General features: G+C 62.2%; 14 protein-coding genes. 9 read left to right on the forward strand and 5 right to left on the reverse strand.

From position 1 onward, the window contains the following. Positions 1-204 precede the first annotated feature (204 nt). Positions 205-2262: an oxidoreductase gene (locus tag ACFFNA_RS30545; RefSeq protein WP_378923549.1), complete on the reverse strand. Its 2058-nt coding sequence runs from the start codon at positions 2260-2262 to the stop codon at positions 205-207. A gap of 450 nt (positions 2263-2712) precedes the next feature. Between ACFFNA_RS30545 and ACFFNA_RS30550 the strand changes: the two genes are divergently transcribed. Continuing rightward, on the forward strand, positions 2713-3666 hold the full coding sequence (locus ACFFNA_RS30550; protein ID WP_378923550.1) for a LysR substrate-binding domain-containing protein: 954 nt from the start codon (positions 2713-2715) through the stop codon (positions 3664-3666). 52 nt (positions 3667-3718) lie between these two features. Here ACFFNA_RS30550 and ACFFNA_RS30555 read toward each other — a convergent pair whose 3' ends face one another. From ACFFNA_RS30555 to ACFFNA_RS30570, 4 genes are read right to left on the reverse strand one after another with little or no spacing between them, the layout of a single operon-like run. Then, entirely contained in the window at positions 3719-4759 is a 1041-nt protein-coding gene (locus tag ACFFNA_RS30555) for a membrane dipeptidase (protein ID WP_378923551.1), read from the reverse strand. A gap of 22 nt (positions 4760-4781) precedes the next feature. Further along, positions 4782-5933: an NAD(P)/FAD-dependent oxidoreductase gene (locus tag ACFFNA_RS30560; RefSeq protein ID WP_378923552.1), complete on the reverse strand. Its 1152-nt coding sequence runs from the start codon at positions 5931-5933 to the stop codon at positions 4782-4784. Beyond that, positions 5930-7315, reverse strand: a complete 1386-nt coding sequence (locus ACFFNA_RS30565; protein WP_378923553.1) for an FAD/NAD(P)-dependent oxidoreductase — start codon at positions 7313-7315, stop codon at positions 5930-5932. The genes ACFFNA_RS30560 and ACFFNA_RS30565 overlap by 4 nt, the downstream gene beginning before the upstream one ends. After that, positions 7297-7617, reverse strand: coding sequence for a (2Fe-2S)-binding protein (locus ACFFNA_RS30570; protein WP_378923554.1), 321 nt, complete (start codon positions 7615-7617; stop codon positions 7297-7299). The genes ACFFNA_RS30565 and ACFFNA_RS30570 overlap by 19 nt, the downstream gene beginning before the upstream one ends. A 113-nt stretch (positions 7618-7730) precedes the next feature. Between ACFFNA_RS30570 and ACFFNA_RS30575 the strand changes: the two genes are divergently transcribed. The 8 genes from ACFFNA_RS30575 (at position 7731) to ACFFNA_RS30610 (ending at position 16998) form a co-directional block, all read left to right on the forward strand. Next, complete coding sequence (locus tag ACFFNA_RS30575) at positions 7731-8648, forward strand: LysR family transcriptional regulator (RefSeq protein WP_378923555.1); 918 nt, start codon at positions 7731-7733, stop codon at positions 8646-8648. A 208-nt stretch (positions 8649-8856) separates the two neighbouring features. Beyond that, complete coding sequence (locus ACFFNA_RS30580; RefSeq protein ID WP_378923556.1) at positions 8857-10503, forward strand: ABC transporter ATP-binding protein; 1647 nt, start codon at positions 8857-8859, stop codon at positions 10501-10503. A 266-nt stretch (positions 10504-10769) separates the two neighbouring features. After that, positions 10770-11261 (forward strand): MarR family winged helix-turn-helix transcriptional regulator, encoded by a 492-nt coding sequence (locus ACFFNA_RS30585; protein ID WP_378923557.1) that lies wholly within the window; start codon positions 10770-10772, stop codon positions 11259-11261. After that, positions 11258-11977, forward strand: a complete 720-nt coding sequence (locus ACFFNA_RS30590; protein WP_378923558.1) for an SDR family NAD(P)-dependent oxidoreductase — start codon at positions 11258-11260, stop codon at positions 11975-11977. The genes ACFFNA_RS30585 and ACFFNA_RS30590 overlap by 4 nt, the downstream gene beginning before the upstream one ends. Positions 11978-11979: 2 nt before the next feature. Continuing rightward, positions 11980-13311, forward strand: a complete 1332-nt coding sequence (locus tag ACFFNA_RS30595) for an NAD(P)/FAD-dependent oxidoreductase (protein WP_378923559.1) — start codon at positions 11980-11982, stop codon at positions 13309-13311. A gap of 59 nt (positions 13312-13370) precedes the next feature. Beyond that, positions 13371-15041, forward strand: coding sequence for a peptide ABC transporter substrate-binding protein (locus ACFFNA_RS30600; protein ID WP_378923560.1), 1671 nt, complete (start codon positions 13371-13373; stop codon positions 15039-15041). 107 nt (positions 15042-15148) lie between these two features. Next, a complete protein-coding gene (locus ACFFNA_RS30605; RefSeq protein ID WP_378923561.1) occupies positions 15149-16099 on the forward strand; it encodes an ABC transporter permease in 951 nt (316 codons plus the stop codon). Positions 16100-16110: 11 nt separating this feature from the next. Then, on the forward strand, positions 16111-16998 hold the full coding sequence (locus ACFFNA_RS30610) for an ABC transporter permease (protein ID WP_111548014.1): 888 nt from the start codon (positions 16111-16113) through the stop codon (positions 16996-16998). Positions 16999-17002: the final 4 nt, after the last annotated feature.

The raw sequence follows: 17002 nt of genomic DNA on the forward strand, positions 1-17002 counted from the left end.
TTCTGAACTGGCCGCGAAGTCGCAATATTGCGCGGCGCCGGCTTGCTCCGTTCCCGCCCAGCGATCACCGCCGAAGCGGCAAGGATGTTCTCAGCCAATCTGTCGCCGTCGATCGAGCCAGGACCGCTGTGAAAATCCGATGAATTTGACATTTTTTCTCCGGTGTTCGTTAGAAGGTTAAGCAACTATCAGCACGATTTAAGCTTAAATTTCCGCACACAGTCGATAAGCGTCGTAAATCGAGGAATATATATCCCGACTGGAGACCGCGTCACCAATACGATATAGATTGAACTTGCCACGCACCTGACGTTCTTCTACGAAATCATCCTGATTGCCATTGACAAAGAATGCAGCTGGCACCCCATCGTTTGCAGACCTGGACCTCAGATCCTGGTAAATTTCTTCCGCCGGAATGGTCCCGTTTTCGATGACCACCTGCGAGGCGGCAAAGGTCGTTTCCGTGTCCGTCAACTCGTTGCGGAAGATTGCTGTCAAGCCGTTGCCTTGGCGGGCCACCTTGGTCAGCCTGACGTCCACCATCGTGTGAATGCCGAGTTCCGAGATGCGTTTACGGAAGCTGGCCTTTTCGGGATAAGGCATCTCCACCGCCACGGCGTCATCAGGAGTCGCGAGACTGACCGACTTTCCTTGTCTGGCAAGTTGGAGGGCACAGGACGGTGCCGCCTGGCGCCCGGTCCCGTCATAGATGAGGATATCGTCCTTGCTGGACACCGTACCGGTCAGCAGGTCCCAAACACTGTCACAGAGTTCGGCCCCTTCCAGCCATTCCATGTCGGGAACACCGCCAGTTGCCACCACGATGACGTCTGGACCTTCAGCAAGCACGGTATCGGCGTCGGCATATGTATTCAGGCGAACATCGACACCGAGGCGTTCAAGCTCGTTTACCCGCCAGTCGACGATACCGAGCAGATCCCTTCGCTCGGTCGCGGACGCAGCGACCAGGATCTGCCCGCCAAGTTTCGCGCCCGCCTCGAACAGGATGACAAGATGTCCCCGCTCGGCGGATACCCTGGCTGCCTCCAGGCCTGCCGGCCCGCCGCCCACGACAACGACCCTTTTGAGGCTGGCGGCACGATCGATCGTGGAACTCAGCGTGGTCTCTCGACCGCTCACCGGATTGTGGATGCAGTTCACTTTCTTATAGAGGCAGTAGGTGGCGCCAACGCATGGACGGATCCGCTCTTCTTCACCGCGCAGGATCTTGTTGACGATATCCGGGTCGGCGATGTGCGCCCGCGTCATGCCGATCAGGTCGACGATATTCTCCCGGATCGCATGGCGAGCGGTCGCCACGTCCCTGATGCCGGCCGCATGAAGCAGGGGAAGTCTCGTCTCCTTCCTGAAGTTTGCGACTTGCGACAGGAACGGGGCACTGCGCTGGAACATGCCCGGCATGTTGTGCTCGGCCAACACCAGATCCGTATCCATGCGCCCGTAGATGCAGTTGAAGAAATCTACGTGCCCCTCCCTCTCGAACAAGCGGGCAAGCTCGAGACAGTCGTCGAAGTCCGAGCCTTCGTCGGTGCCCTCATCGATCGCGAAACGAATGCCGACAATCATGTCGTCGCCGACAGCCTTGCGGATCGCCTCATGAACCATCAGGCCAAATCGCGCCCTGTTCTCGACAGAACCGCCATAAGCGTCTGTGCGCTTGTTCGTCCTCGGCGAGAGAAACTGACCGATCAGATGGCCACCGGTTACGGTTTCGACACCATCGAGGCCGCCTTCACGGCACCGGACAGCGGCAGAGGCATAATCCCTGACAATGCGCCGGATATCCGCCTCGTCCATTTCCTTTGGAAAGTTCCGGTTGCGCGTCTCGCGGATCCGTGACGGGGCAACCGCAGGCAGCCAGTTCCCCGCATATGCTGTTGCCCGCCTGCCCAGATGAGAGACCTGCGACATCACGGCCGCACCATGCTGATGGATGCGTCGCGCCAGGGACTGCAGATGCGGGATGATCTCGTCGCTTGACAGATTGAGCTGCCCGCCGCCCCAGCTCGAGTCCGCAGAGGTCATTGCCGAGCCGCCGATCATCGTCATGGCGAGACCGCCGCGCGCTTTCTCTTCGTGGTAGCGTTGATATCGCTCCAGAGGCATCCCGCCTTCGTCCAGCATCGAGGCGTGGCTGGTGCTGATCACGCGGTTGCGGAACTCCAGCTTCTTGATCCGGAACGGGTTGAGAAGCGGGTCGGCGCTTGTCCCCGGGGCCTGGCCTTCCGTGAGGTGGTTCATTCGCGTCGTCCTGCATCCACGGCTTGCCCCGCCCGGGCCGGCACGTCACGTACCGGGCTGTTCGAGCGCGGGCTGCGAGCCGCTCGAAGACCGCCGCTTCAGCCATGGTTGTACATTTCCGAGCGGTTCAGAAGCTTGAAAAAGCACATGGCCATATACGCTGTGGTTATGACCATGGTTCTCCGATCACCTCTTGCGCGCCGCGGCGTTTCGCAAACGCCAGATTTCCGCGCACGGATTGCCGGACTCGCTGTTCTGTTTCAATTTTCGGTTATATGATTTGCGCCGGGGCATATGAAAAACGTATGCCTCCGGCTGGCAAGTTCGGGGCTGGAGCGGGCATCGAGACTCTGCCTGCGGGATCAAGATCGCGAGACCCCTCCATCTCCAAAGACGCTGGCGCTCGTGTGCCAGCCCGAAGACGTTTGCAATGCGGGACAACAGGAATCCATGGTGGCATTGTCCAAGCTCATCCCGTCGGCGAGGGGCCTGTTTGTTTTCGAGGCCGCGGCACGAACCGGCAGCTTCACCATCACTGCCCGTGAGTTCAATGTTACCCAGCCTTCCATCAGCCGGACCATCGCCCAGTTCGAAGCCGAGCTGGGGATGCGGCTGTTCGATCGCGGCCCGACAGGACTTGCTCTCACCGATGACGGCCGGGTCCTCCACGCTGCCGTCCGCGAGGGGCTGAGCCAGGTTCGCGACACCATTTTGATGATCCAGGACCAGAAGAAAGCCAGCAAACCACAGGTGACCTTGTCACTCTCAAGCTCATTCGTCACGCATTGGCTGGTATCGAGGTTGGGAGCTTTCAACGCCACGTTTCCGAACGTTGACCTGCGCTTTGATTTGATTGCGGGCGTCATGCGCGGCATGCCGGACAATGTCGATCTGGGGACGCGGATCGTTGGCGACGACGATACTCAGTATCACCGGTGGGACTTTTCACCGGAAATCATCCTTCCGGTATGCAGTCCTTCCTACCTTCGCGCCCATGGCAAGCTTGATCACGATGGCGACGGCGACGGCCACGTCTTCTTGCATCTTACCGATCACCATTTGCAGCAATGGGCCGACATCTGGGGAAACGTAGCGAACCGGAAGACCGCCAAGGGAACGTGGCTGGAGTTCTCCGACTACGCGGTCATCCTTCAGGCAGCTCTCAACGGCGAAGGTGTTGCGCTTGGCTGGCTCAGTGTCACCTCAACCGCACTGTTGAAGGGGATGTTGGTTCCGGCATCGGATCGCCTCATCGATACGGGGCGCCATCACCGTCTGATCGCTCCCCGTTCAAGGCCCCTTCGGCCCGTTGTGGCGGAAATCGCCAACTGGTTGAGATCGCAAATGATGGAGGATGTCCAAGCGCTCCAACCTCTGCTTCAGTCGGAAGTCACGCACCACTGACATTGCTCGCCGCTATTTTGCGGCCCGGCAAGCACCCGGAGACCTCCCAGGATCATCCGCAGAAGTGGCGGAAGGTCCTCAGCCAGTTGCCGCCCATGATCGCTGCCGCCTGTTCGCGGCTGTAGCCGCGGTCGAAAAGGCCCTGCGTCAGGTTCGGCAATTTGCTCACCGTCTCGATGCCGACCGGATAGGACTGTCGTCCAAAACTCGAAAGCGGTCCGAAAATGTCGGGGCGGCGGGTGCGCCAGGTGACGACGCTCGGCGGTGCGACGACCGACGCCTGCTCCTGGTATTTCTCGACATAGTCGACCCCGATGCCGACATGTTCGGGGCCGACCAGCCGGATCAGATGATCGACGTGATCGAGGAAATCATCCAGCGTCGGGGTGCCGTCGGCCAGCGATTGCGGCAGGCCGCAGACGCCGATCATGCCGCCTTTTTCGACCATCGCCTTGACCGTCGCGTCTTCGGTGTTGCGCCCGTTCGACCGCAACCCGTCGGCATTGGAATGCGTGCAGACGGGCGCGCGGGCCAAGGCAGTCGTCTCGGCACGCGTGCGGTGGCCGCAATGCGACAGGTCGATCATCAACGGCAAAGAGTTGGCCAGCGCCACCAGTTCCTCGCCAAGATAGCTGAGGCCGGCATCGCGCCTTTCACCGCATCCGTCGCCAAAGATATTGGCTGTCGTGTAGGCAAGACCGAGCACGCGCAGCCCCATCCTGGTCAGCAATTCCAGCCGCCAAAGCTGGTCGTCCAGCATGGTCGCGCCCTGTGTGCCGAAGACCACGCCAAGCTTGCCGGCCCGCTTCGCCGCCAGCATGTCGTCGGCGGTCAGACAGAGTTTCAGGTAGGCGCTCTTCTCGATCATCGAGAGATAGCGCTCCGCGTTGCGCATCACGACATCCCAGTTCTCCTCCAGGGCGAAGGTGACATTGGTCGCATTGACCCCGCCGGCGAGCGTCCTTTCGGCATACTTGTCCTCGAGCACATAGGCGATGGACAGTGCGTCGAAGACGAACATCTCGTCGTGGAAGCGTCGCGTCTCTTCGCTGGCTTGCCCCGTGGCCGGGCGGACGGCGGAAACAACTGACATCTCTATTTTCTCCTTGATCAATTCAGGCTGAAACCGAGCGGGCGGCCTCGACCGCAAACCGCTTGATGTGGAATGGCTCGATCGGCGTCATGGTGGACCCCCGGTCGATTAGTTCGGCCATCACGTCACCAACCCCGGGGCCGAGCTGGAAGCCATGGCCGCAAAAACCGAAGGCGTAATAGAGCCCGGACACCCGAGCGCTAGGCCCCATGACGGGAATATCGTCAGGCAGGTAGCTCTCGATGCCGCTCCAGGTGCGGATGACCCGCATGTTGGCGAGCGCCGGCACCAGGCGACGGATCTGTCGAAGCTGGTTACCAAGATGACCCGGCACCGCATAGGCGCGTCTTATGTCGGCAAAGGCCGGACCGCGCGCGCCGCCGCCGAAGACGATATTGCCGCGCTCAACCTGGCGCAGATAGACGACCTCTTGCGGAATCGCAGTCGATACGCCGATCACCGGTTTGAGGCGGTACGGCAACGGCTCCGTCACCGCCATTTGCGGTCCGTGCACGGCGATGGGGACCGGCTCTTCGAACTGCTGTGACAGGGCCCCACCCCAGGCTCCGGCAGTAACCAGCGCAATCGGTGCGCTGAACATCCTGCCGTCCGCCGCGATCGCCTGGAAATCATCGCCTGGCTTGGCGATCGAGATGATCTCGGTGTTCTCGAACACGGCAACGCCGGTCCGAGCGGCAGCGCGCCCGAAAGCCGGTGCCGCAAGCCGTGGATTCGCATGGCCGTCATTGGGCGAATAGGAGCCTGCGATCGCCTCCGGTCCGAAAAAGCCGAAGCGCGCCTTGAGGGAATTGGCGTTCAACAGCTCCAGGTCGAGGCCATAGTCGCGGGCCTTTTGCGCATAGGCTTCGATCACGCCGATCTGCCTGGGATCGTAACAGACGCGGATATGGCCGGTCTCCAGGAACTCGGCATCTTCGCCAAGCAGTTCCTTCAGCCTGCCCCAGATTTCGCGCGACCGGTTGGCCAGGGGGAGCTGCGGCAGAAAGCGCCCCTGCCGGCGCACATTGCCGAAATTGACGCCGCTTGCCTGCTGGCCGACCAGCCCCCGTTCAAGCAGGATGACCGAGCGCCCGCGCCGGCGCAGGAAGAACGCCGCGGCCGTTCCCATCAGGCCGCCGCCAATGACGATCACGTCGGCCTGCATCGGCTTCATGCTGCCTGCTCCGCGTCGCTCTCGGCGCCGATAATCAAGGGCTTGACCGGCGCCTGAGCGCGGATGCGGCCCACCGCTTCGACCGGAACACCGGCGCAAGCGGCGATCACCTCTGCCGCGGCATGCCCGCAATAGCGGCCCTGGCAGCGTCCCATGCCGACACGGCTGAAGGCTTTGGCGCGATTGATCTCGACCGCGCCATTGTCGGAGACGGCGGCACGCAGTTCGCCCGCGGTGATGTTTTCGCAGCGGCACACCACGGTATCTTCGCCGAGAGCAGCGGCAGCGCCCGCCGGCCACGGGAAAGCGGCGGCGATGCCACGCCGAAATCGCTCAAAGATACGCAGGCGGCGGCGAAGTCGTGCGACCTGGACCCCTGCCACCTGGCGGCCGAGATCGGACAGCACGGCCAGTGCCGCCAGGCGTCCGGCGACCTCGGCAGCGTCGGCGCCGAGCGTCAGCGCGCCATCGCCGGCCAGATAGACACCCGCCACGCTGCTGCGGCCGTCAGCGTCCTTTACCGGGAAGAACTGACGCGTCTGCGCATCGAAACGGAACTCACAGCGGGCGAGGTCCGCCAGCTGAGCCTCCGGCCGCAGATGATAGCCGAGCGCGACGGCGTCGCACGCAATCGTCCGGACTTTCCCTTTGCTGGTGCGGAAGCGGATCGTCTCGACCCCGTTCTCAGGCCGGCCTTCGATCTCGACCGGTGTGATGCCGGTTTGGATCTCGATGCCGCCGCGGCGAAGGTTCAAGGTGAGGGCCAGCCCCTTCAGCAGGACGTCCGGCCGGGCGATCAGCTGGGGCAGTGCCTTGACCCGCAGGTGGAAAGGCGAGGTATCGAGCACCGCGGCCACCTCGGCGCCCGCTTTCGAATATTGCGCCGCCACGAGATAGAGCAACGGTCCGCTGCCCATGAACACGACGCGCTTGCCGATCGCGGTGGCCTGCGATTTCAACGCAATCTGCGCGGCACCCATGCTGTAGACACCGGCCCGGTTCCAGCCCCGCACCGGCATCAGGCGGTCGGTTGCTCCCGAGGCGATGATCAGCGCATCGAAATCGACCGCGCTGGTTCGGGACCCCTGAAGGAGATGCAGCTGCTTTTCCCATATTCCCCAAGCGAGGGTCTCGGGCCGATAATCGATGCGATCACGCAAGGCATCGAAACTGCGATGCAGATCCTCGGCACGGCCGGCTTCCGATCCGTAGAGCGAGGCGTAGGAGCGGCGAAAACCTTCCGGCTGGCGGCGGTAGATCTGGCCACCGTCACGGCCGCCTTCGTCGATCACGATCGGCCGAACGCCTGATGCAACCAGTGTCTCGGCGGCACGCACGCCCGCCGGGCCGGCGCCGACAATCACTATGCGAGGCTCGGCCATGCCTGCTCCGGAGCTTTGGTGGCAATGCGCATGCCTGCGGCAAGCGGCGTGGTGCAGGCGCGCAAGCGCTCGCCCGTGTCGGTCCATACCCAGCAATCCTGGCAAGCGCCCATCAGGCAGAAGCCTGCCCGATTGCCGTCGCCGAATTCGGAGCTCCTGAGGTGGCGGATCTGCATGAGCATCGCCACCAGCAGCGTATCGCCCTTGCAGCCTTCTGCCGGCTGGCCGTCGATCGAGAAGACGAGTTTTGACCTGCCTTCCTCGCCAAGGCGTCGGAAACGGCCGCTTTCGTTTGAGGTCACGGGCGATCCTCCTTTGGATCTGGCTGTCTGCCATCCCACGATCTTTTCAGTCCGCCGCGCCCGCTGCCAATACTATGTGTTTTGCCATCCAGAACTTTTGGTTATGATGCGCCATGAACGCCAGGCATCTCGAAGTCTTCCGCGCCATCATGCGCCACAATTCGCTTACCGCGGCGGCGGAAGCCTTGCATGTTTCCCAGCCCGCGGTGAGCAAGATGCTCAGGCATTTCGAAACCGTGATCGGTTACAAGCTCTTCGAACGCATAGGCGGCCGCCTCGTGGCGACACCGGAGGCGCATCTGCTGTTTCGCGACGCCGACCGGATTTTCCGCGAGATCGAAGTGCTGAAGATCTATTCGAACCGAATTCGCGACAAACAGTTGAGCCTGCTGCGCGTCGCAGCCAGCGCGCCGCCGACCTTCGCGCTGCTGCCGGCCGCCACATGGCGCTTCCGACGGCGCAATCCCGGCGCTCGCCTGGTCCTGCAGACACTTCCGGCGGAAGAGGTTACCGAGCGCATCCTGATCGGCGACATCGATCTTGGCCTGACCATGACGATCCTGCCCGAGCCACAGATCCGCAACGAGGTTGTCGGCGCGGCGGACATCGTCGCACTGGTGTTGCCGGAATCACCGCTCGCAAGGCTCCAGATGGTTACGCCAGCCGATCTGGTGAACCAGACCTTGATCAGCTACGGCACGAATACGCCGGCCGGTCAGATGCTGGCGCGCGTGTTCCGAGACCAAGGATCGGTCTACGATCCGCAGATTGAAATAAGCCTGTCGATCGCGGCCGCACCTCTGGTGTCGGCTGGACTGGGGGTCGCGTTGGTGGACGGGCTGGTTCCCTGGGCAAAACTCGGCAACCTGAAAGTGCTGCCGTTCCAGCCGCGCTCCACGCTCGATATCGTGCTCGTGACGAGCACCACCTTGCCGCAATCGCGTTTTGGGCGCGAATTTGCCCGCGACATACAGGCAGCGATCCACGATCTGGGCCGCGGCAAGGCTTCGCAAACTATGACAACCAGTTGATTTCTGACACGAAGTCGGCGTGGCACGCCGCCAGTTCGTGCCTTTCCAACCCACCGATTTGCACACCTCAGGGCAGGATATTTTTTGCACGGGGCGCCAATGGTTCGTCGGCTAGCCGACAAATGAAACAGTCGTCGGGGCTTGCGCTGAAGGTAGGACATGCGGCTAGTATGCGCAGTCAGATCATTGGATTTCGAAAGGCCAAGCAATGCCGCCGAGCGAAATGACCACCCACGAGCCGGGCGAGAAAACTGTTCTCTCTGTTCGAAATCTGACCGTCCGGCTGCCCCAGAACATGGAACGGGAGAACGCAGTCGAAAACATATCCTTCGACATGAGGAAGGGTGAGATGCTCTGCATCGTCGGTGAATCCGGCTCTGGCAAGTCGGTCACCGCAAACGCCATCATGGGTCTGCTGCCGTCTTCGGTGCGGATTGCGCAGGGAAGCATCCTGTTCAAAGGTCACGATCTCGCAAGCGCCGGGGAAGACGTGATGCGGAGCCTGCGTGGCCGTTCGGTCTCCATCATCTTCCAGGATCCGCTGTCGGCACTCAATCCGCTGATGACAGTCGGCCAGCAGGTGGCCGAGGTTATGGAAGCACACCGGTCAGGCACCTCGGCGACCCGCGCCAAGGCGGTCATCGATTTGCTTGGCGAAGTCGGCCTGCCGGAGCCGGAGGTTCTGCGCCACCAGTATCCGTTCCAGCTCTCTGGCGGGCAACGCCAGCGCGTCATGATCGCCATGGCGCTGGCGCTCAAGCCCGACCTGCTGATCGCCGACGAGCCGACGACGGCTCTCGACGTCACCACCCAGGCGCAGATCCTTGCCCTGATCCGGCGGCTACAGCGCGAAAAGAACATGAGCGTGATGTTCATCACGCACGATTTTGGCGTTGTCGCGGAAATCGCCGATCGCGTTATCGTCATGGAGAAAGGCGCGATGGTCGAACAAGGAGCCAGCGCCGACGTGCTGGGCAATCCCAGCCATCCCTACACCAGGCGACTGATCGCCGCCGTCCCGCATATGATCGAGAACGAGGCGAAGGCGCGTGAGGATGCTCCGATCGTGCTGGAGGCGCACAAACTCGACAAGACCTACCGGCCGGGCATCGGCTTCTTCTCGCGGTCCCGCACCGTGCATGCCGTCAAGCAGGTCAGCTTCGAGGTTCGCCAGGGCAGAACGCTCGGCATCGTTGGTGAGTCCGGCTCGGGGAAATCGTCGCTGGGCCGCGTCCTGCTGAAACTCCTGGACTGCGACGGAGGCACCATCCTGTTCGACGGCAAAGATATCGCCGCACTTTCGAACTCCGAATTCCGGCCGATGCGGCCGCACATCCAGATGATCTTCCAGGATCCGTTCGCCTCGCTCAATCCGCGGCAGACGATCGCCAAGATTCTCACCGTCGGCCCGATGGCGCACGGCCTGTCCGCCCGGGAGGCGCGCGCGAAGGCGCTGCAGCTGCTGCGTCTGGTCGGGCTCGACGAGGGTGCCTACGACCGCTTTCCGCATGAGTTCTCAGGCGGCCAGCGTCAGCGGATCGGCATCGCACGGGCCCTGATGATGGACCCCAAGGTCCTGGTTGCCGACGAGGCGGTCTCCGCTCTCGATGTCTCCATCCAGGCGCAGATCCTCGATCTGCTGGCCAGCATCCAGGAAGAAATGCAGATCGCCATGATCTTCATCACTCACGACCTGAGGGTGGCAAGCCGCATCTGCGACGAAATTCTGGTGATGAACCGCGGCGAGGTCGTGGAGTGCGGTCCGCCTTCACAGATATTCCGGTCGCCACATCACCCCTATACGAGGCAACTGATCTCGGCCATTCCCGGCAAGGAATGGGTCCCTGCGGCTTGAGCCGCGGCCACCGTTGAAGATTCCCTTCCCTGAACAATGAATGACCGTGCCGACAAAGGCGCGGCTGCACGCCTGCTCCTTGATCAGGCCGCCGATGCCTGCCGCGCCGGCCTCCTGCTGAGTAGAATAGTTGCGTTTGTCCACTAAAAGTAGTTGCATTTGTCCACTACTCGCTCAATCATGCCCTGGAAGACCCTCGACAACCCCGGATGGGGCTGCGGCGATCTCGATGAAGGCTGTCCACGACAGCCTCTGGAGAGTGTTCGATGCCGGTAAAGAAGAACAAAGGTCCGCCCTATCCTGTCGAGACGGTCGGACTGGATGTCCTCGAAGACACGTTGAGCTTCTATATCCGCAGCATCAACATAGCGCTCTCGCGCGATCTCGATGAGCGCCTGGAAGGTCTCGATGTCGCCCGGGGAACGGGCAAGATCACCACCCTGCTCCTTGTCGACAGCCATCCAGGAATACGGCCCTCGGTCATCGCGCAGCTCATCATGCGCGATCGCTCCGCCATGGGCAGGCTCGTCGACCAGATGATCGATCACGAACTGATCACGCGTCAGGCCGCACCGGACGACGGACGCGCACAGGAGCTCCACATCACCAAAAAGGGGGCAGACCTCGCTCGCAAGGTGCGCAAGATCGCCACCAAGCAATCCAGCGATTTCTTCGCGGGTGTGCCCGAGAAAGACCAGAAGCGCCTGCTGGACATATTGCGGCGCGTCTACCGCCGCACCGCGGGACTCGACCAATGAGAGAACCGGCAGGAAGCAGAGCCGGCCAGCGTGTGGCGCTCGTGTCCGGTGCCAGCCGCGGCATCGGTGCGGCTTGCGCCCGGCACCTGTTCGAAACGGGCTGGACATTGTCGCTTGGCATGCGCGAACCGGTGCAGCCAGAGTGGGCCGATAGCGAACGCGTCCGCGTGTTCCCCTACGATGCCGCTGAAGCCGACAGCGAGCGGGCATGGGTCGACGGCACCATCGATGCCTTCGACCGCATCGACGCGGTTGTCGCCAGCGCCGGCATCATGATTCCGAAGTCGGTCATCGATGTCGACGACGCGGATCTCGACCGCATGTTCGAGATCAACGTCAAGGCTCCGCGCCGTCTGGTGCGCGCGTCATGGCCATCGCTTGCGGCGAGCCGTGCAGGCCGGGTGATCATACTCGCCTCGCTGTCGGGCAAGCGGGTCAAGTCCGTGACAGCAGGCTCCTACTCGATCTCCAAATTTGCCGCCGTCGCGCTGTCGCACGGCATCCGGCAGGCGGGGTGGGATCTCGGAATTCGAGCCACGGCCATCTGTCCCGGTTTCGTCGCCACTGACATGGCCCGTGGCATAACCGATCGCGACGATGCGCTGATGACCGACCCGGACGACCTCGCACGCATCATCGGCTTGCTTCTCGATCTGCCCGACCATGCGAGCGTCGCGGAGTTTTCCATCAATTGCCAGCTTGAGGAGTCCTACTGAGCATGCCCGGACCGTTCGTCGTCCCCGTTCATGGAGATACGGAGCTGCCAAAGGAGGTGGACTGCGTCGTCATCGGCGGCGGCATCATCGGCACCTCGACGGCACTGGAACTGGCCGAGAGAGGCTTGCGGGTCGCCCTGTGCGAGAAGGGCGGCATCGGACAGGAACAGTCCAGCCGCAACTGGGGCTGGGTTCGCATTTCCCGGCGGGATCCACGCGAGGTTCCGCTGATGGCTGAAGCCCTGCGGATATGGGCGAGGCTCTCCGAGCGGACGGGACGAGACACCGGCTATGCCCGGGCCGGGATTGTCTTCACCTGCGCGGACAACAAGGAATACGACCAGCACGAACGCTGGGGACGCCATCTCCAGGGCTATCAGCTCGAGTCGCGAATGATCGGCGCGGGTGAACTGCGTGACCTTCTCCCCGGCTCCAATCTTGATGTCAAAGGGGCGCTCTACACGCCCGCCGACGGTCGCGCCGAGCCGCAGAAGGCGGCACCCGCAATTGCCGAAGCCGCACGCGACCGCGGCGCCGCCATCCTGACTGAATGTGCCGTGCGTGGCGTGGAGACGACGAACGGCGCCGTCTCGGGCGTGGTGACCGAACGTGGCTTCATTGCCTGCAAGGCGGTCGTCCTTGCCGGAGGAGCCTGGTCGAACCTGTTTTGCGGGACGCTTGGTCTCAACCTACCGCAGTTGAAGGTCATGAATACGGTTCTTCGCACGACGCCGGTCGAGAACGGGCCTGACCAGGCCGTGTGGGCAAACAACTTCGCCATACGCAAGCGCCAGGACGGCGGCTACACCATCGCCTCCAGCATGACCAATCTCGTCGACATCGTGCCGAACTCCTTTCGCTATGCGCGCGATTTTCTTCCGGCCTGGAAGACAGAGTGGCGATCGCTGCAATTCCGCCTGGGCAGCCGTTTCCTTGACGAGGCAAGGATGCCGGCCCGCTGGGCGATGGATGAGGCGAGCCCCTTCGAATACTGCCGCGTACTCGATCCAAAGCCTTCCAAAAAAAGCTCGGAGCGCGTCCTTGCAAATGCCCGCAAGGCATTTCCGGTTCTTGAGAAGGCGCAGGTGGCGCAGCGCTGGGCCGGCTATATCGACGTCACGCCCGACGCCGTTCCCGTCATTTCGGCTGTCGACAGCGTTCCCGGCTTTCATGTGGCGACCGGCTTCTCGGGCCATGGTTTCGGCATCGGCCCCGCGGCAGGCAGGCTGATGGCCGACATCGTCACCGGACGGCCGCCGATCGTCGATCCCAAGGATTTCCGGTGGTCGCGGTTTTCGGACGGATCGAAGGTCGCACCGATCACTGGATTATAAGCGCTCCGACAAGAGAGCGTGACGCAGCGAAAGTGGAACACTATGAAAAGGAGCTTCCAATGTCAGATAAGAGCAGCAGCACAATCTTTCGACCGACGCGTCGTCAGGCGCTTGGAATGGCAATCGTCGGTGCCGCCGGCCTCACTATACCCAACCTGACCGGAGCAGGCAGGGCCCTTGCGGCAACACCGCCGAGCGAACCCAAGGGACAGGTGATCGTCGGCTTTTCCCAAGAGCCCACCGTCTTCAACCCGCATTTGCCGCATATCGAGGTCGACGAAGGCATTCACTTCAGCGTCTTCGATCCGCTGTTTGGTGTCGATCCCAAGGGCAATTTCTTCCCCGCGCTCGCCAAGGAGGTGCCGACCGTCGAAAACGGCGGCATCTCTGCCGACGGGCTCGAGTGGCACGTCAAGCTGCGCGACGACGTGAAGTGGCATGACGGACAGCCGTTCACCGCCGAGGACGTCAAGTTCACGCTGGAACTGCTGGTCGACCCGAAGTTTCGCAGCTGGCGACGCGCCGGCCACGAGCTCGTCCAGGATCTCACTATCGTCTCGCCAACCGAGATCAAATGGAAGATGAAGGAGCCTTACGCGCCCTACCCGTCGATCCTGGCCGCGACCTTCATCGTTCCCAAACATGTGCTCGGGGCGGCGGAAGACAAGAACACCGCGCCGTTCAACAATGCCCCGATCGGCACCGGCCCGTTCAAATGGGTGGAACGCATGGCCGGCGACCATATCGAACTGGCCGCCAACACCGACTACTTCGCCGACGGCCCCTACCTGAAGAGCCTGATCTACAAGTACATTCCGGATCTGACCGTTCTCTACACCCAGTTCAAGACCGGTGATATCGACGTTATTGGACTACAGTGGGTCACAGCCGACCACTATGAGGAAGCCAAGGCATTGAGCGGAACGTCGGTCGCCGTGATTCCCGCCGCCACGGTCGAGTCGCTCAGCTTCAACTTGGAGCGCCCCCAGTTCAAGGAACTCGCCGTTCGCCAGGCGCTGTACCATGCGCTGGACAAGAAGACGATCATCGACGCCCTCTACTATGGGCTGCCGGCCCCGACCGAAACCTACATGCCGCAGCAGTCCTTCTACTACAATCCGGATTTGCCGAAGCAGGAATACGACCAGGACAAGGCAAAGAAACTGCTGGACGACGCCGGCTGGGTCCCCGGCGCGGACGGCATCCGCGTCAAGGACGGTGTCCGCCTCTCGTTCAAGAACTCGACCACGGCGGGCAATCACATCCGCGAACAGGCGCAGCAGTTCATCCAGCAATCGTATCGCGACATCGGCGTCGAGGTGGTGATCTCCAACCTGCCGCCGGCCGTGATGTGGGGCGACTACTGGATGAAGTCGGAATTCGATTCCGTCGTCGTCGGCATCAACTTCCTGACGGGCTCCGATCCCGACACTTCGGACTATCTCAGCTCGAAGTCGATTCCGGCCAAGGGTGGCGCCGGCCAGAACACCTGGCAGTATGCCAGCCCGGAGGTGGACAAGCTGCTTGAGGCTGGCGGTGTCGAATTCGTGCCGGAGAAACGCAAGCAGGCCTACCTGAAAATCCAGGAGACCGTGCGCAACGACCTGCCATTCCTGCCGATGTTCCAATACGCGACGGTCCGCGGACACAAGTCCGGTGTCGAAGGCGTCGAGCCGAACATCAATGTGCGCATCGACTCCTGGGACGTGGCCACCTGGCACTGGGCATAGCCCGCGCAAACGAGGCCGGGCCGGTGATAACCGGCTCGGCCTGCATAGCCGACAAGGCGCCTCTGGCGCGACTGTATCCGACGGACACCAAAACGGAGACAACCGGCATGCTTCGCTATCTGCTGGGACGCTTCTGGCAAAGTCTCGTCCTGCTCCTGCTGGTTTCGGTGATCGGCTTTGCCGTCCTGAACCTGGCTCCGGGCGGACCGCTCTCGCAATTCACTCTCACGCCAGGAATGACGCAGGCCGATCTTGACCGGATCGCCACGCAAATGGGACTCAATCGCCCTCTTCCGATCCAGTACCTCGACTGGCTAAGCCACCTGCTTCGCGGTGACTGGGGTCATTCCTATCGGGACGGCAGGCCCGTGCTCGACATCATCTGGGAGCACCTTGTCGCGACATTGCTGCTGATGGGCGTATCGACCGCGATCGCCATCTTTGTCGGCACCTGGATCGGTGTCCTGGGCGCGCTCAGGCGATACTCGATCTTCGACTACGCGGCGACGGTCGGCGCGATGGTGGCGCTGTCGATCCCGACCTTCTGGTTCGGGTTGATTGCGATCTACATATTCTCGCTGCGGCTCCGATGGCTGCCGGCCGGCAACATGTACACGATCGGCAATGGCTCGCTCGGCGACTACGCGATCCATCTCATCATGCCGAGCATCGTTCTTGCGCTGGTCAATGTCGCCGTGTGGAGCCGCTATATGCGCACCGCGACGCTCGACGTCATCAGTCAGGATTTCGTCCGAACGGCCCGAGCCAAGGGGCTGAGTTCCCGACGCGTGTTGATCCGCCACATCCTCGGAAACGCCCTGCTACCGATGATCACCCTGCTGGGGCTGCAACTGCCGACGATACTGGGTGGCGCATTGGTGACGGAAACGGTCTTCACCTGGCCCGGCATGGGACGGCTGTTCCTCGATAGCCTTGGATACAGTGATTACCCCGTCGTGATGGAGCTGCTGATGATGTCCGCGGTCCTCGTCCTGGTCGGCAATCTGGCCGCGGACCTCACCGTCGCATTCGTCGATCCGCGCATTCGATTGAGCTGAGGAACGAAGAGATGACCCAGTCGGAATTCCTCGTTCCCACCCATTCCAGCCAACGCTGGTGGCGTAGCCGCTCCGTGCGCCGATTTGCCCGTCATCGACTGGCGATGTTCGGCCTGGTGATGATCATCGTTCTGGTCCTCGCATGCGTCTTCGGCCCCTTGCTGTTGCCCTTTGACGATCTCTACATCGACCTGCGTGGCCGGTTCTCGCCGCCGTTCACGGGCTATCATTTCTTCGGCACCGATCCGCTAGGGCGCGACATCGCGGCGCGCCTCTTTATGGCCGGCCGCATTTCGCTCCTGGTCGGCTTCGCTGCCATGCTCATCAGCACCGTCTTCGGCACCGTGCTCGGGATTGCTGCCGGCTTCTTCGGCGGCCGCATCGGCACGGTGCTGATGCGTTTCGTCGACGCGATGCTGTCCTTCCCCAACATCTTCCTGCTGCTGGCGATGGCAGCCTTCATCAAGCCGAGCCCGATCATGATCACCCTGATCATCGCGGCAACGAGCTGGATGGAAATCGCGCGCATCGTCGAGGCGGAAGTGCGTTCGCTGCGCGAACGCGACTTCATCGTCGCCGCCCGCATGCTTGGGCTTAGCAACAGCCACATCATGTTTCGCGAGTTGCTGCCCAATGCGATCGGCCCGATCATCGTCGCGGCCACGCTTACCGTTGCCCGCGCCATCCTTCTGGAAGCCTATGTCAGCTTCCTCGGCTACGGCATTCAGCCTCCGCTGCCGAGCTGGGGAAACATGCTGAACGGCGCCCAGCAATATCTCGACAGCGCGCCGTGGCTGGCAATCGTTCCTGGCGCCGCCATCACCCTGGCGGTCACGAGTTTCAACTTCATCGGCGACGGGTTGCGCGATGCGCTCGACGCGCGAAGCGACATGCTGTGAGGCC

Source organism: Mesorhizobium kowhaii (genome assembly GCF_042431665.1).
Taxonomy (GTDB): domain Bacteria; phylum Pseudomonadota; class Alphaproteobacteria; order Rhizobiales; family Rhizobiaceae; genus Mesorhizobium; species Mesorhizobium kowhaii.

What these genes read in the sequence shown, in the direction of transcription:
- ACFFNA_RS30575 (WP_378923555.1), top strand. Translation starts at nt 7,731, where the DNA reads ATGAACGCCAGGCATCTCGAAGTCTTCCGCGCCATCATGCGCCACAAT.
- ACFFNA_RS30590 (WP_378923558.1), top strand. Translation starts at nt 11,258, where the DNA reads ATGAGAGAACCGGCAGGAAGCAGAGCCGGCCAGCGTGTGGCGCTCGTG.
- ACFFNA_RS30560 (WP_378923552.1), bottom strand. Translation starts at nt 5,933, where the DNA reads ATGAAGCCGATGCAGGCCGACGTGATCGTCATTGGCGGCGGCCTGATG.
- ACFFNA_RS30565 (WP_378923553.1), bottom strand. Translation starts at nt 7,315, where the DNA reads ATGGCCGAGCCTCGCATAGTGATTGTCGGCGCCGGCCCGGCGGGCGTG.
- ACFFNA_RS30550 (WP_378923550.1), top strand. Translation starts at nt 2,713, where the DNA reads ATGGTGGCATTGTCCAAGCTCATCCCGTCGGCGAGGGGCCTGTTTGTT.
- ACFFNA_RS30600 (WP_378923560.1), top strand. Translation starts at nt 13,371, where the DNA reads ATGTCAGATAAGAGCAGCAGCACAATCTTTCGACCGACGCGTCGTCAG.
- ACFFNA_RS30580 (WP_378923556.1), top strand. Translation starts at nt 8,857, where the DNA reads ATGCCGCCGAGCGAAATGACCACCCACGAGCCGGGCGAGAAAACTGTT.
- ACFFNA_RS30585 (WP_378923557.1), top strand. Translation starts at nt 10,770, where the DNA reads ATGCCGGTAAAGAAGAACAAAGGTCCGCCCTATCCTGTCGAGACGGTC.
- ACFFNA_RS30595 (WP_378923559.1), top strand. Translation starts at nt 11,980, where the DNA reads ATGCCCGGACCGTTCGTCGTCCCCGTTCATGGAGATACGGAGCTGCCA.
- ACFFNA_RS30605 (WP_378923561.1), top strand. Translation starts at nt 15,149, where the DNA reads ATGCTTCGCTATCTGCTGGGACGCTTCTGGCAAAGTCTCGTCCTGCTC.
- ACFFNA_RS30555 (WP_378923551.1), bottom strand. Translation starts at nt 4,759, where the DNA reads ATGTCAGTTGTTTCCGCCGTCCGCCCGGCCACGGGGCAAGCCAGCGAA.
- ACFFNA_RS30610 (WP_111548014.1), top strand. Translation starts at nt 16,111, where the DNA reads ATGACCCAGTCGGAATTCCTCGTTCCCACCCATTCCAGCCAACGCTGG.
- ACFFNA_RS30545 (WP_378923549.1), bottom strand. Translation starts at nt 2,262, where the DNA reads ATGAACCACCTCACGGAAGGCCAGGCCCCGGGGACAAGCGCCGACCCG.